The following is a 12257-nucleotide window of genomic DNA, read 5'->3' as shown; positions in this document are numbered from 1 at the left end:
CTGAAATTATGAAAATCAATTGGGGAACAGGAATCGTACTCGCCTTTGCGGGCTTTATCGCCTTCATCCTGTACTTTGTGGTACAGGCCAGTTCGAACCCGCGGGCCGAACACGACATGGTCACCGAATCGTACTACCAGGAGGAACTGGCGTACCAACAGGAAATGGATGCCTCTTCGAACCTGGCCGGTTCCGGGGGCACCCTGCAGATCGAAAGGACATCCGCGGGGCTGCAAATCCGATATCCCGAAAATATGGACCCCGGTGAGATCCGGGGCGCCGTGTCCCTGTACAGACCGTCCAACGAGCAACTGGATTTTGAATTGCCCATTCAAATATCCGACTCACTTCAGCTCATACCCGCTGACCGCTTGTTGGATGGTCGCTGGGATATCCGAATCGCCTGGACCTTCCGGGGCCGGGAATATTTGTACCGGACCCGCCTGACCTATTAACCCAAAAACCCCGGGCCAATCCGGGGCAAAAAGCGAGCGCTCATGCTAGCCACCGCATTCTTACTGGGTTTGATGGGAAGCCTGCACTGCATCGGCATGTGCGGCCCGATCGCCTTTATGCTGCCCCTGGACCGGCAATCCGGGATCAAAAAATACGGGCAACTATCCCTCTACCACATGGGCCGCCTGCTGGCCTATGCGATGATCGGCGGCCTCTTTGGCCTGGTCGGCCGTGGCCTGTACCTCTTTGGCTTTCAACAAAAGCTCTCCATCTTCATCGGCGCCCTGATGATCCTGGCTGTCCTGGTACCCTGGTCCCGATTCGGGGGCCGTGGGTTGGCAGGTCCGCTTTACCGGTTGATTGGGAAGTTGAAAAGCGCCCTGGGCGCCCAACTGCAAAAACGGACAGCGGATACCTTCCTGACCATTGGGTTCCTCAACGGCTTCCTGCCCTGCGGCCTGGTGTACATGGCTGTTATCGGCTCCATGGCCCCCGGCACGGCCCTGGGGGGTGCCACCTTTATGATGTTGTTCGGCCTGGGCACCGTCCCGCTTATGAGCGTGGCCGCCCTTTTCGGCAAGTATCTGAAAAGCCAATGGGCCCGCAGGCTGAGGCGGGCCATCCCGGTGCTGGTGGTGCTGATAGGTGTGCTGTTTATACTCAGGGGGATGGGCCTGGGGATCCCCTATATCTCCCCCCTGGTCCCCGCAAACCCGGTTGCCTCCGGGATTGAATGCCATCCCTGAGCAGCCGCACTTCCCAATCCCGGCCCCAATTCCTATTCCCGGCCCCGACGGTTTGTACCAAATTGGAGAATGCAGTATCTTCCTCCTTCGGACAAACCATTCTAACAAATCCAACGCATGAAACATCCAGATTCCTCCAGGAGGTCCTTCCTGAAAAAAACCACCCTGGCCACTGCCGGGCTCACCGCCGGCCCCTATTTATTGTCTGCCCAGCGACGTGATTCCCTGCTGGAAAGGAGCTACCCCGCATTCAGCCCGAATGACCAGATCCAACTGGGCCTAATCGGTTGCGGGATACAGGGCATATACGATACCCGGTCGGCCCTGAAGGTTGCCGGGGTAAAGCTGACGGCCGTATGCGACCTGTACCAGGGCCGCCTGACCCGGGCCGAAGAACTCTGGGGCGAAGGCCTCTTCAAAACCAGGGACTACCGGGAATTGCTGGCACGGGAGGACGTGGATGCCGTGATCGTGGCCACCCCGGACCACTGGCACAAGCAGATCACCATCGATGCGCTCCAGGCGGGTAAGGCCGTCTACTGCGAGAAGCCCATGGTGCAACGCGCCGAGGAAGGGCACGAGATCATTGCGGCCCAGCAAAAAACAGGCAAGGTTTGCCAGGTGGGCAGCCAGGGGATGTCTTCCCTGGGGAACGAAAAGGCCAAACAACTTTACGAAGCCGGGGCCATCGGGGACATTGTCATGCTGGATATGTACAACGACCGCTACAGCTCCGAAGGGGCCTGGCAATACCCGATCCCGCCCGACGCCAACCCGGAGACCGTGGACTTCGATACCTTCCTGGGCCGGGCCCCGAAGGTGCCCTATGACAATACCCGGTTCTTCCGCTGGCGCAACTACCGGGATTACGGCACCGGGGTTGCCGGGGACCTTTTTGTCCACGCCTTTTCGACCCTGAACTACATCCTGAGCTCCAACGGCCCGGTAAGGGCGCAATCCACAGGAGGCCTTAGGTACTGGAAGGATGGCCGGGACGTGCCGGATGTCACCCTCACCTTCTACGATTACCCGAAAACCGATACCCATGCGGCATTCAACGCGTCCTTCCGCGTAAATTTCATCGCCGGGGGCGGTGGCGGGGGCGGTTTCCGCCTGGTGGGCACCGAGGGGTCCATGGAAGTGGGCCAGAATTCGGTCAAGCTCTTCCGGACCAAGCTGGACATGATCCCCGGTGGCTATTCCATGATCGCCCAAACGGAGGCAAACCAGGAAAAACTAAGGGAGGCGTATGAGGCGGAACTGGGCAACCGGCGGAGCGATTACCTCGACCTGGGGGAAACCGTGTTTGAAGCCCCGAGGGACTATAAGGGAGGCCACTACGACCACTTCTTTAATTTCTTCGACGCCATCCGGGGCAACCGCACCGTGGTGCAGGACCCCCGTTTCGGGCTGCGGGCAGCCGGGGCTGCGGTCCTGGCCAACGAGAGCTATTACCGTTCCCAGCCGGTTAAATGGGATCCCGACAACATGAAGCTGTTGAGTTGATGCAATGTTCCATGCAAAGCAACCGGCCCCGGGGATATTCGTTATCCCCGGGGCCGGTTTTATATAGTCAACAGCCTTTTGGCCGGAAACAGGCCGGCACCAGCCCGTACTTGCCCCCTACATCCGGAAGGTCAGTACCGGGATGCTGGAGTGGTTGGCGATGTCCTCGCCGATACTCCCCATGAAGAAATGGGACAGGCCCCTGCGCCCATGGGTGGGCACCCCGATCAGGTCTGCCCCGAGGGCCTCGCAATAGGCCAGCACTCCCCGCTCCACGCTGTAATCGTTGTAAATATCCACCTCCAGGCCGGCATTTGCCTTGTCCAGGAACTTGGCAATCTGCCGGTTGATTTCCCCCGTACTCATAAAGGAATCCCCGGGGATATTGATGTATACCGGGCGGAAGGAGGCACCGAACATGCCGGCGATTTCCTGGGCTTTCTGAAAAACCTCCAGGCTTTCTTCCCGGAAGTCACAGGCAAATACGAAGGTATCCACCTGGAAATCGGGGCGGTCCTTTTTTACGACCAGTACCGGGACTTCGGCATTCCGTACCACCTTTTCCGCATTGGACCCGAAAAACAGTTCCTTGAGGCCGTCGGAGCCGTGGGATCCCATGACGATCAAATCCGCATTGTGTTGTTTGACCACCTCATTCACTTCGGAAAATACCTTGTAATGCTTGATTACCGGGGTGATTTTTACATCCTTCAGGTAGGGTTTGTCCAGGAATTCTCCCAGGCGCTTTTCCGCCCCCTTGATCATCAGGACCATTTGCTCCGGATGGAAGGATTCTGCCGAGGAGATCATGGCATAATTCAGCTCGAGCATATGCAGTACGATGATTTCCCCCTTGTTTTCCCCGGCCAGTTTTGCTGCCAGCTTGAGGGCATTTTCGGATTGATGGGAAAAGTCTACAGGTACAATGATTGTTTTCATGTTGTTGGGTTTGATTAAACGGTCATAGAGAATAAACGCGTTTCCGGAGCCTTTTGGTGTAGGCGAAGGTCAAAAGCCATGCAAATGTTCCGCATAAACCTCCTTCCCTTGTGCGTTATCCGGAGGCTTCCGGGGAGTAACTCCACCAGGCCATCAGCCTCCGGCTGGGTCAGCCGCCTGCAGATACCGGAACGGATTTCTTCCGGCAGCCCCTGGTCCCACTGCGTTTCGAACCTGCACATCAGGTCCAGGATATGCCTGCGTATCTGCCGGTCTACCCGGGTAAGCTGGTGGCCGCGCATCAGCGGGAAAATACCGCAGGAAACCAGGTGTTCATACTCTTCCACGCTCTTGACGTTCTGGGCAAAGGCATCCCAGCTGTCGCTGATGCTGGAAACCCCCAGGCCAATGGTCAGTTGGGTGGCTGTTTCCGTATACCCCATGAAGTTCCTGTGCAACCTGCCGGCGTGCATCGCCCGGAAAAGTACATCGGACTCCAGGGCGTAATGGTCCATCCCCACGGATGCATATCCTGCCGCACCGAGGATTTCCTCCCCCAGTTCAAACTGCCGAATTTTTTCGGCAGCCCCGGGAAGGTCCGAATCCTTGAATCCCCGTTGCCCGTTGCCCTTCATCCACGGGACATGGGCATAACTGTAGAATGCGATCCGGTCCGGCCGGATCTCCAGGGTTTTTTCAAGGGTTTGCCTCACATGTTCCTCCCGCTGCTTCGGCAGGCCGTAGATAATGTCGTGTCCCACCGAGGTATACCCGATTTCCCGCGAAAGGCGGGTGATCTCAGCTACCTGGGAAAATGTCTGTTTCCGGTTGATGGCTTCCTGCACCGTTTCATTGTAATCCTGCACCCCGTAGGATACCCGGCGGAAACCCAGGTCATACAGCACCTCCAGATGTTCGCGGGTCGTATTGCCCGGGTGCCCTTCAAAGCTGAATTCCCAGTCTTCGGCCCGGTCTGCAAAACGCAGGATTCCCCGGATCAGCATCCCGAGGTTTTCCGGAGAAAAAAAGGTGGGGGTGCCGCCGCCCAGGTGGAGTGTACGGATAACCGGGCGCTTGTCAAATAGTTCCAGGTACAGCTGCCATTCCCTGAGCAGGGCCCGAATGTAGGGTCCTTCCACGTCGTGCCGTTTGGTGATCCGTTTCATGCAGCCACAGAAGGTACACAGGCTCTCGCAGAATGGCAGGTGGATGTACAGGCTGATGCCGCTGGTTTCGTTGCTTTGGTCAAAACTCCTTTTTACAGAGGCTTTCCAGCTATCGCCCGAAAATCCCGACCGATCCCAATAGGGCACGGTGGGGTAACTGGTATATCGCGGGCCAGGAACATTGTATTTTTTAATCAGGGTGCACATACGCCAAGATATTTCATACAAATCTAAGCGGTGACCCCTGTGGAAAATATGACAATTGTCAGCCGGTCCGCAAAAGGCCGGCTCGCACGGGTTCCCGGACTGCTGCTGCATTAAAATGGCTGGCTGCCTGAAGAAAAGGCCCGCAGAATTAATAGGTGTCCTTTATCCAGTCGTAGGCTTCCCGTCGGATCCACTTTCCACGCGTAAAATCCGGGATGTCCTGTGGCTCGCCCTGCCCGGCAATCGACTGCTCGGAGAGGGGGGTTACCGAACTCCATGCAGCTGCGTCGTACGCATCGATCGGCGGCGCTTCCCCCAAAAGGGCGGATTGCACAAAGGCGTGGAGGACAAAGAAGTCCATCCCGCCATGTCCGGAACCTGTGGCATACTCCCCGTATTTCTTCCAGAGTGGGTGGTCGTACTGTTCCAGCCACGGGCCCGCGGCATCCCAGCGATGCGGCTCGGATTTTCCCTCAATGTAGATCCGGTCCCCGTCCACTTCCCAGAGGCCATTGGCGCCCTGTACGCGGAAACCAAGGGAATAGGGCCTGGGGAGGTTGCAGTCGTGGGTGACGATGATGGTCTCGCCCCTGGCGGTGGTCAGGGTGGTGGTAATCACGTCCCCCTGTTTGAATTTCAGGGAGGCGTTCGGGTGGTCCGGCCCGCCCTGGGCCACAATATGGTTGTGCAGGCCAATGCCCTTGCTGGCACTGGAAGTCAGGCTCACCAGGCGATTGCCCCGGTTGATGTCCGCCATGGCTGCGACAGGCCCCAGCCCATGGGTCGGGTAGACATCGGCATTGCGCTTCAGGGAATGCAGCGTCCGCCAGCGCGCCTCGGAAATGGCCTTTTCCCCGAATTCCACGCCCCCGCCGTAGGGCTGCTGCCCATTGTTGAATTTGACTTCCCGCAGGTCGTGCTGGTAGCCGCAGCGAAAGTGCACCAGCTCGCCGAACACCTCCTGGCGCACCATGTTCAGCACGGCCAGGATATCCCGACGGTAATTGACGTTTTCCAGCAGCATCAGGTGGGTTCCGGTTTCCTCATGCGTATTGACCAGATCCCAGCATTCCTCCAGGGTGGTGGCGGCAGATACCTCCAGGCCCGTATACTTTCCCGCTTTCATGGCATCGACGGCCATCGGGGTATGCCAAAGCCACGGGGTCGCAATAATCACCGCATCCACGGACTCCAGCCCGAGCAGGTCCCTGTAGGAGTGTTCGTGCTCCCCGAACGTGGCGGGTTTTCCCTTCCCCGCCTCCCGGACCAGTTTCAGTGCGAGGTCTATGCGTCCGGGGTCCGTATCGCAGATGGCCGTTACCTGCACATCCTCGCGTTGGAGGAGGTTGTTCAGGTGGTTGGTGCCCCTTAGGCCCGCCCCGATCAGTCCCACCCGCAGGGTGCCTGCAGGTGCGGATGGGGTAAAAGCCAGCATCCCGGAAGGGGAAAGGCTGATGGCAGTGGCCGCGCAGGCCGAATTACGGATAAAAGTTCTTCTGGATCCCATGTGTAAAAGGTGTTGGTTACGGACCGGGAAATTTATGAATTAATGGGTTTGCCGTCCCGGTTCCCGCTCAAAATAGTATTTTTGGCAAGCAAATAAAAAGCCGCAATGACATTATTACTCATGGCTGCGGGACGCGGCAGCCGATATGGAAAGCTCAAACAATTCGACGACCTGGGGCCGGAGGGCGAATTCCTGATGGAATTCAGCATCTATGATGCCATCGCCAATGGGTTCAACCACATTGTGGTCATCACCCAGAAAGACAACGTGGATTTTTTGAAGGAGTACCTCGGCAGCCGGTTACCCGGCCAGGTCACCCTGGACGTACTGGCCCAGGAACTCACCGATTTGCCCGACGGGGTAACCTTCGAAGGGGAACGCCCGAAACCCTGGGGGACGGCCCATGCCGTCTGGACGGCCCGGAAGGTCATCGATGGCCCGTTTGCGGTGATCAATGCCGACGACTATTACGGGCAACCCGCCTATGAGCAGGCTGCAGCCTTTATGAAGGAAAACGAAGGGGGCAACACCTATGGGATCGTGGCATACACGCTCCGGGATACGCTTTCCCCCCACGGTTCCGTTTCCCGGGGGGTCTGCAGCCGGGAAGGCCGGTACCTCCGGTCTGTGGACGAACGCACGGAGATCGAGGAGGTCGATGGCCGGATCCGCGATGCCGACACCGGGCTGACCTTTGGCGGGGAGGAACTGGTGAGCATGAATTTCTGGGTTTGCCAGCCTTCCATCTTCCCGCAGATCGAAGCGGATTTCCGTGAATTCCTGCTGGAAAGCGAGGATCCCTCCAAAGGGGAGATCTACATCCCCTTCGTTATCCAGGACATGCTCAGCAAGGATGCCGCACAGGTGGAAGTAATCCCTGCGAACAGCCCCTGGTTCGGGGTCACCTATGCAGCCGACAAGGAAAAAGCCGTTGCGGCATTATCCGGGCTGAGCCGGGAGGGCCGCTACCCCAGCCCGCTCTGGGGGTGAAACAAAACCGGGTTTTATGAAGGCTTCCGATCCCGTTGCGGCCCTTTCCCTTTTTGGGATCCCCACCGGGGATGCCTCCCTGCAGCCCATTTCCGATGGCTACATCAACGACACCTACAAGGTAGTCCTGCCGGGCGAACCGGGGTATATCCTGCAGCGGATCAATACGGAGGTCTTCCCCGACCCGGGGCTGCTGATGCATAACCTGGAAGAGGTACTCCCCCGCCTGAGGGGGGAAGGCTACCACCCTCCTGAACTCGTCCGGACCCCGGAGGGAGCTTCCTGGGCAACCGGCCCGGGAGGACATTCCTGGCGGGTCTACCGCTTTATCGAGGGGTCCTTCACCCTTTCCGTTGCCGGCGCACCGGGCATTTCCCGGGAGGCCGGGCGCATCCTGGGCCGCTTCCATAAGTTACTTGAGGGGACACCCGCCGATTTGCTCGAGCCCGTCCTCCCGGGATTCCACGACCTGGGCCTGCGCATGGGTCAACTCGGGGAGGCAGCGCATAGCGGATTGCCTGAGCGGGTACAGGAAGGAGGGGAACTCCTCGCCCTGGGTCGCGAATTGTCGGAATTCCTGCGGCAGGCAAACCTGGATGAGCTTCCCCTGCGCATCTGCCACAACGACCCCAAACTCAGCAACGTATTATTTGAACAGGCGACTTCACGGGCCCTTTGCCTGATCGACCTGGACACGCTGATGCCCGGTTACCTCGTCTACGATTTCGGGGATGCGGTCCGGTCCGTGGTGACCCCCCTGCCGGAGGACCATCCGGACCCGGGCGAACTGGATATCGACCTGGAGAACTACCGGGCGTTCTGTGCGGGGTTTGCCTCCTGTGGCCTGGCCCTGCAGGAAGGGGAGCGGAACAGCCTGCCCTACGGCCTGGTCCTCATGCCCTTGCTGCACGGGGTCCGTGCCCTGGCGGACTACTTTTTGGGAGACCGGTATTACAAAACCGCCTTTGAGGGCCAGAACCTGCTGCGGGCAAAAAACCTCCTGGGGCTTGCCCGGCTGGCTGCCGGCCGGATGGAAGAATTGACGACGATCTGGAAAACAAGCTGATCCCCAAAAACGGGGTGGCCTTCTCGAAATACGGTGTAGCCTTCCCGGGTTGAACGCAAGAGGAATCGCATTTCTAACGGCCCGGGCTTTACCAACCTATTTAAAGGCGCTAATACCTGTGATGTCCGCGCCGGTAATGAGCAGGTGGATGTCGTGGGTCCCCTCGTAGGTGATCACCGATTCCAGGTTCATCATGTGGCGCATGATGCTGTATTCCCCCGTAATCCCCATGCCGCCGAGCACCTGCCGGGCCTCCCGGGCGATGTTCAGGGCCATATCCACATTGTTCCGCTTGGCCATGGAGATCTGGGCCGTGGTGGCGCGTCCTTCGTTCCGAAGCTGCCCGAGGCGGAAGGCCATTAATTGCGCCTTGGTGATCTCGGTAATCATCTCGGCCAGTTTTTTCTGCTGCAGCTGGGTGCCTGCAATCGGTTTGTCGAACTGCACCCGCTCCTTGGCGTAGCGCAGGGCGGTATCATAGCAATCCATGGCGGCGCCGATGGCCCCCCAGGCGATGCCGTAACGGGCGGAATCCAGGCATCCCAGGGGTGCCCCCAGGCCGGATTTGCCCTCGAGGAGGTTTTCCTTGGGCACCTTGACATTGTCGAAGATCAGTTCCCCGGTTGCCGACGCGCGCAGGGACCATTTGTTGTGCGTTTCCGGGGTGGTAAACCCTTCCATGCCCCGCTCCACGATCAGGCCGTGGATACGTCCCGACTCATCCTTGGCCCAGACAATGGCGATGTCAGCAAAAGGGGCGTTGGATATCCACAGTTTGGCACCGTTCAGCACAAAATGGTCGCCGGCATCCTTGAAATTCGATACCATGCCCCCCGGGTTTGACCCGTGGTCGGGTTCGGTCAGGCCAAAACAACCCATCAGTTCGCCCGAAGCGAGTTTGGGGAGGTACTTTTTCCGTTGCGCCTCATTACCGTATGCGTAAATCGGGTACATCACCAGGGAAGACTGCACGGAAGCCGTGGACCTCACCCCGCTGTCGCCCCGCTCGATTTCCTGCATGATAAGCCCATAGCTGATCTGGTCCAGGCCCGCCCCGCCGTACTCCTCGGGGATGTAGGGACCGAAGGCACCGATCTCGGCCAGGCCGTCCAGGATTTGGTCCGGGAACTCCGCTTTTTGGGCGTACTCCTCGATGATGGGGGATACGGAACGCTTGACCCAGCTTCGGGCCGCATCGCGGACCAGTTTGTGTTCTTCGCTGAGTAAATCGTCCAGGAAATAGTAATCAGGGGCTTCAAATAAATCGGGCTTCATGCGTGCTTAATTCGGTTCGCCCAAAGGTAGCTAAAACTAACAATTTGGCCCGCAGTCGTTACATTTTTAAATAGAATTCCCGGGTGAGGTTTTTATAGGCTTCCGTGTACTGGTGGCGCGCCTCCTCGATGATGAGTTCCCCGGTATCCGGAGGCCCGGCCGGGTTCCGATCGGACGGGCCCTCCTGCCGGGTAAAGGCGATCAGGCTCCGCTTCAACGGCCGGCCGGCCCTTCCCCTTACCCTCAGGATTTTCACGGGGATCAATCCGACCTGCCCCGCCAGCTGCACAAAGCGCCCCTCCTCCGCCTGCGGAAGGACTACTGAAAAGACCCCCTCGTCCGACAGCAGCTGCGCTACCCCCTCCAGCAGGGCCTCAAAGGGCAAAAATTCCTGCCGCCTTGCCCGGTCCCGCATCGGGTTTTCACTACCTACCTGTTCCGGGTGGAAGGGCGGGTTGGAGACAATGGCGTCGTACCGGTCGTCGATTTCGCTTGCAAATTCCTGCAGGGTGCAGTGGTAACAGAACAGCCGGTCGGCCCAGGGGGACGCCTCAAAATTATGAACACATTGCTCAAAGGCCCCCGGGTCGGGTTCCACGGCATCGATCTGGCCCTCCCCGGAGCGTTGGGCCAGCATCAGGGCGATCAGGCCGCCCCCGCTGCCGATATCCAGGACCAGGGCGGGCCGGTCGGGCAGAGGTGCCCAGGCGCCGAGCAACACCCCGTCGGTACCCACCTTCATGGCAGCGCCCTCTTGGGCTACATTGAATTGTTTAAAACGGAAATCCGAAGACATGGGCATGGGGTTTAATCCGGTGCATCTTCCGAAGGGATGCGCCCCGGGGGCCGGTTCCCGGAACCTTCCGCTCCTGTGAGGGAGTCCCCCAGCCGGTTGCGGATGGAGTCTGCCTTCACTTCAAGGGCCGCAACCACCTCCGGGTGCTGTGCGGCCAGGTCCCGGGTTTCGGAAGGGTCGTCCCGCAGGTTATACAATTCGGGCGTCTCCACGTCCACATAGCGGTAGGAGCCGGGAAGGCCATCCGCCCCGGGCTCCTGCCCCTCCATGGTCCGGTAATTGTGCGGCAGCACCAGTTTCCAGTCGCCGTCCCGCACGGCCTGCAGTTCATTGACCCGGTAATAGAAAAAGTACGCGTCCTGCGGGCTCTGGTCGGTCTGCCCGGTAAGCAGCTCCCAGGCATTCCTGCCGTCGATCGGGAGTTCGGGTTCCGGGCCGCCGGTTACCGACAGGATGGTGGGCAGCAGGTCAATGGCCATCAGGGGCGCCTCCACTACCTGCCCGGCGGGCAAACGGCCCGGGAAGCGCATGATGCAAGGCTCGCGTACCCCGCCCTCCCAGTTGGTACCCTTGCCTTCCCGAAGCGGGTCCGCGCTGCCGGCGTGGTTGCCGTAGGCCAGCCATGGCCCGTTGTCGGAAGTAAAGATCACCCAGGTATTATCGGTCAGGCCATTCGCATCCAGCGCTTCCAGGATCTCCCCCACCGACCAGTCGATCTCCATGATGACATCCCCGTAAAGGCCCCGGCCGGATTTGCCACGGAAGGCTTCCGAAACAAAGAGGGGGACATGGGGCTGCGGGTGGGGCACGTACAGGAAGAAAGGCTGGTCCTTGTTGCGTTCGATAAAGGATACGCTGCGCTCGGTGATCCGGCGGGTCAGCAGCGTCTGGTCCTCAAGGGTGTCGATGACGCGCTCCTGTTCATAGAGCGGCAGCGGGCCAAAATCGAATACAGGGCCCTGCTGGGGGTGGAGGGGCCACATATCGTTGGAATAGGGAATGCCAAAAAATTCGTCGAAACCATGTTGGGTGGGCAGGAATTCGGGTTGGTCGCCCAGGTGCCATTTCCCGAAGATGCCCGTGCGGTACCCCTGTTGTTTCAGGAGTTCCGCCAGGGTTTCCTCCTCAGGGTTCAGGCCGATGGGGCTGTCGGGCATCAGGGCGTTATGGATGCCGATCCGGTTGGGGTAGCAACCCGTGAGCAACCCGGCCCGCGAGGCGGAGCAAACCGGCTGGGCCGCATAAAAATTGCTCAGCAGCAACCCTTCTGCGGCCAGGCCATCCAGGTTGGGGGTGGGAATATCCCCGGCGCCATAGACCCCCACATCGGCATATCCCTGGTCGTCCGTGAAAACGATCACGATATTCGGGGGCCTGCCCGGCGGTTGCTCCCCCGCTGCTACTTCCCGGGAGGTATCCCCACAGGAAGACACACCCCAGGACAAAAAGGCCATCAGGCAAATACCTGCCAGGAGCCTGACCCCACGCATGTGGCGCAGGGCACTGGCCGGGAGCAGGGACCATTTAAGTCGGTAACGTACAGGCAATTTGTTAAATCTTTGAATTATCAGTACAAAGTACTTAATTTCCATTCAATCCCCGG

The 12257-nt window shown here is 59.2% G+C and carries 11 protein-coding genes; 5 read left to right on the top strand and 6 right to left on the bottom strand.

Going from position 1 to position 12257, the window contains the following annotated elements; genetic code table 11:
• The first annotated feature begins 8 nt into the window (after positions 1-8).
• From H7F20_RS04835 to H7F20_RS04825, 3 genes are all read left to right on the top strand, one after another.
• A complete protein-coding gene (locus tag H7F20_RS04835; RefSeq protein WP_185784983.1) occupies positions 9-455 on the top strand; it encodes a FixH family protein in 447 nt (148 codons plus the stop codon).
• 42 nt (positions 456-497) lie between these two features.
• Positions 498-1202 (top strand): sulfite exporter TauE/SafE family protein, encoded by a 705-nt coding sequence (locus H7F20_RS04830; RefSeq protein WP_185784982.1) that lies wholly within the window; start codon positions 498-500, stop codon positions 1200-1202.
• A gap of 117 nt (positions 1203-1319) precedes the next feature.
• The gene (locus tag H7F20_RS04825) at positions 1320-2708 is read left to right on the top strand and encodes a Gfo/Idh/MocA family protein (protein ID WP_185784981.1); all 1389 of its coding nucleotides are present in this window, start codon (positions 1320-1322) and stop codon (positions 2706-2708) included.
• A gap of 117 nt (positions 2709-2825) precedes the next feature.
• On the opposite strand, the gene H7F20_RS04820 is transcribed toward H7F20_RS04825, so the two are convergent.
• The 3 genes from H7F20_RS04820 to H7F20_RS04810 form a co-directional block, all read right to left on the bottom strand.
• On the bottom strand, positions 2826-3647 hold the full coding sequence (locus tag H7F20_RS04820; protein ID WP_185784980.1) for a universal stress protein: 822 nt from the start codon (positions 3645-3647) through the stop codon (positions 2826-2828).
• A gap of 14 nt (positions 3648-3661) precedes the next feature.
• Positions 3662-5020: an oxygen-independent coproporphyrinogen III oxidase gene (hemN, locus tag H7F20_RS04815; protein ID WP_185784979.1), complete on the bottom strand. Its 1359-nt coding sequence runs from the start codon at positions 5018-5020 to the stop codon at positions 3662-3664.
• Positions 5021-5168: 148 nt separating this feature from the next.
• Entirely contained in the window at positions 5169-6527 is a 1359-nt protein-coding gene (locus tag H7F20_RS04810; protein ID WP_185784978.1) for a Gfo/Idh/MocA family protein, read from the bottom strand.
• Positions 6528-6632: 105 nt separating this feature from the next.
• Between H7F20_RS04810 and H7F20_RS04805 the strand changes: the two genes are divergently transcribed.
• Positions 6633-7517, top strand: coding sequence for a sugar phosphate nucleotidyltransferase (locus H7F20_RS04805; RefSeq protein WP_185784977.1), 885 nt, complete (start codon positions 6633-6635; stop codon positions 7515-7517).
• Positions 7518-7533: 16 nt separating this feature from the next.
• Positions 7534-8583, top strand: coding sequence for a phosphotransferase enzyme family protein (locus tag H7F20_RS04800; protein ID WP_185784976.1), 1050 nt, complete (start codon positions 7534-7536; stop codon positions 8581-8583).
• Between the two features lie 96 nt (positions 8584-8679).
• Here the strand turns inward: H7F20_RS04800 and H7F20_RS04795 are convergent, their stop codons facing one another.
• The 3 genes from H7F20_RS04795 to H7F20_RS04785 are packed head-to-tail and all read right to left on the bottom strand — an operon-like array spanning position 8680 to position 12201.
• Positions 8680-9858, bottom strand: coding sequence for an acyl-CoA dehydrogenase family protein (locus H7F20_RS04795; RefSeq protein ID WP_185784975.1), 1179 nt, complete (start codon positions 9856-9858; stop codon positions 8680-8682).
• Positions 9859-9916: 58 nt separating this feature from the next.
• Positions 9917-10654: a tRNA1(Val) (adenine(37)-N6)-methyltransferase gene (locus H7F20_RS04790; protein WP_185784974.1), complete on the bottom strand. Its 738-nt coding sequence runs from the start codon at positions 10652-10654 to the stop codon at positions 9917-9919.
• A gap of 11 nt (positions 10655-10665) precedes the next feature.
• Positions 10666-12201, bottom strand: a complete 1536-nt coding sequence (locus H7F20_RS04785; RefSeq protein ID WP_255443986.1) for a sulfatase — start codon at positions 12199-12201, stop codon at positions 10666-10668.
• Between the last annotated feature and the right edge of the window lie 56 nt (positions 12202-12257).

Origin of the sequence: Robiginitalea sp. SC105 (genome assembly GCF_014243345.1) — a bacterium.
Classification (GTDB): domain Bacteria; phylum Bacteroidota; class Bacteroidia; order Flavobacteriales; family Flavobacteriaceae; genus Robiginitalea.
The sequence above is the reverse complement of the archived record's forward strand: the minus strand, read 5'-3'. Positions and strand labels throughout refer to the sequence as shown.

Excerpts from the sequence above, each read along its gene's own strand:
- H7F20_RS04820 (WP_185784980.1), bottom strand. The coding sequence starts at position 3,647 with ATGAAAACAATCATTGTACCTGTAGACTTTTCCCATCAATCCGAAAAT.
- H7F20_RS04805 (WP_185784977.1), top strand. The coding sequence starts at position 6,633 with ATGACATTATTACTCATGGCTGCGGGACGCGGCAGCCGATATGGAAAG.
- H7F20_RS04830 (WP_185784982.1), top strand. The coding sequence starts at position 498 with ATGCTAGCCACCGCATTCTTACTGGGTTTGATGGGAAGCCTGCACTGC.
- hemN (WP_185784979.1), bottom strand. The coding sequence starts at position 5,020 with ATGTGCACCCTGATTAAAAAATACAATGTTCCTGGCCCGCGATATACC.
- H7F20_RS04825 (WP_185784981.1), top strand. The coding sequence starts at position 1,320 with ATGAAACATCCAGATTCCTCCAGGAGGTCCTTCCTGAAAAAAACCACC.
- H7F20_RS04835 (WP_185784983.1), top strand. The coding sequence starts at position 9 with ATGAAAATCAATTGGGGAACAGGAATCGTACTCGCCTTTGCGGGCTTT.
- H7F20_RS04810 (WP_185784978.1), bottom strand. The coding sequence starts at position 6,527 with ATGGGATCCAGAAGAACTTTTATCCGTAATTCGGCCTGCGCGGCCACT.
- H7F20_RS04795 (WP_185784975.1), bottom strand. The coding sequence starts at position 9,858 with ATGAAGCCCGATTTATTTGAAGCCCCTGATTACTATTTCCTGGACGAT.
- H7F20_RS04800 (WP_185784976.1), top strand. The coding sequence starts at position 7,534 with ATGAAGGCTTCCGATCCCGTTGCGGCCCTTTCCCTTTTTGGGATCCCC.
- H7F20_RS04790 (WP_185784974.1), bottom strand. The coding sequence starts at position 10,654 with ATGTCTTCGGATTTCCGTTTTAAACAATTCAATGTAGCCCAAGAGGGC.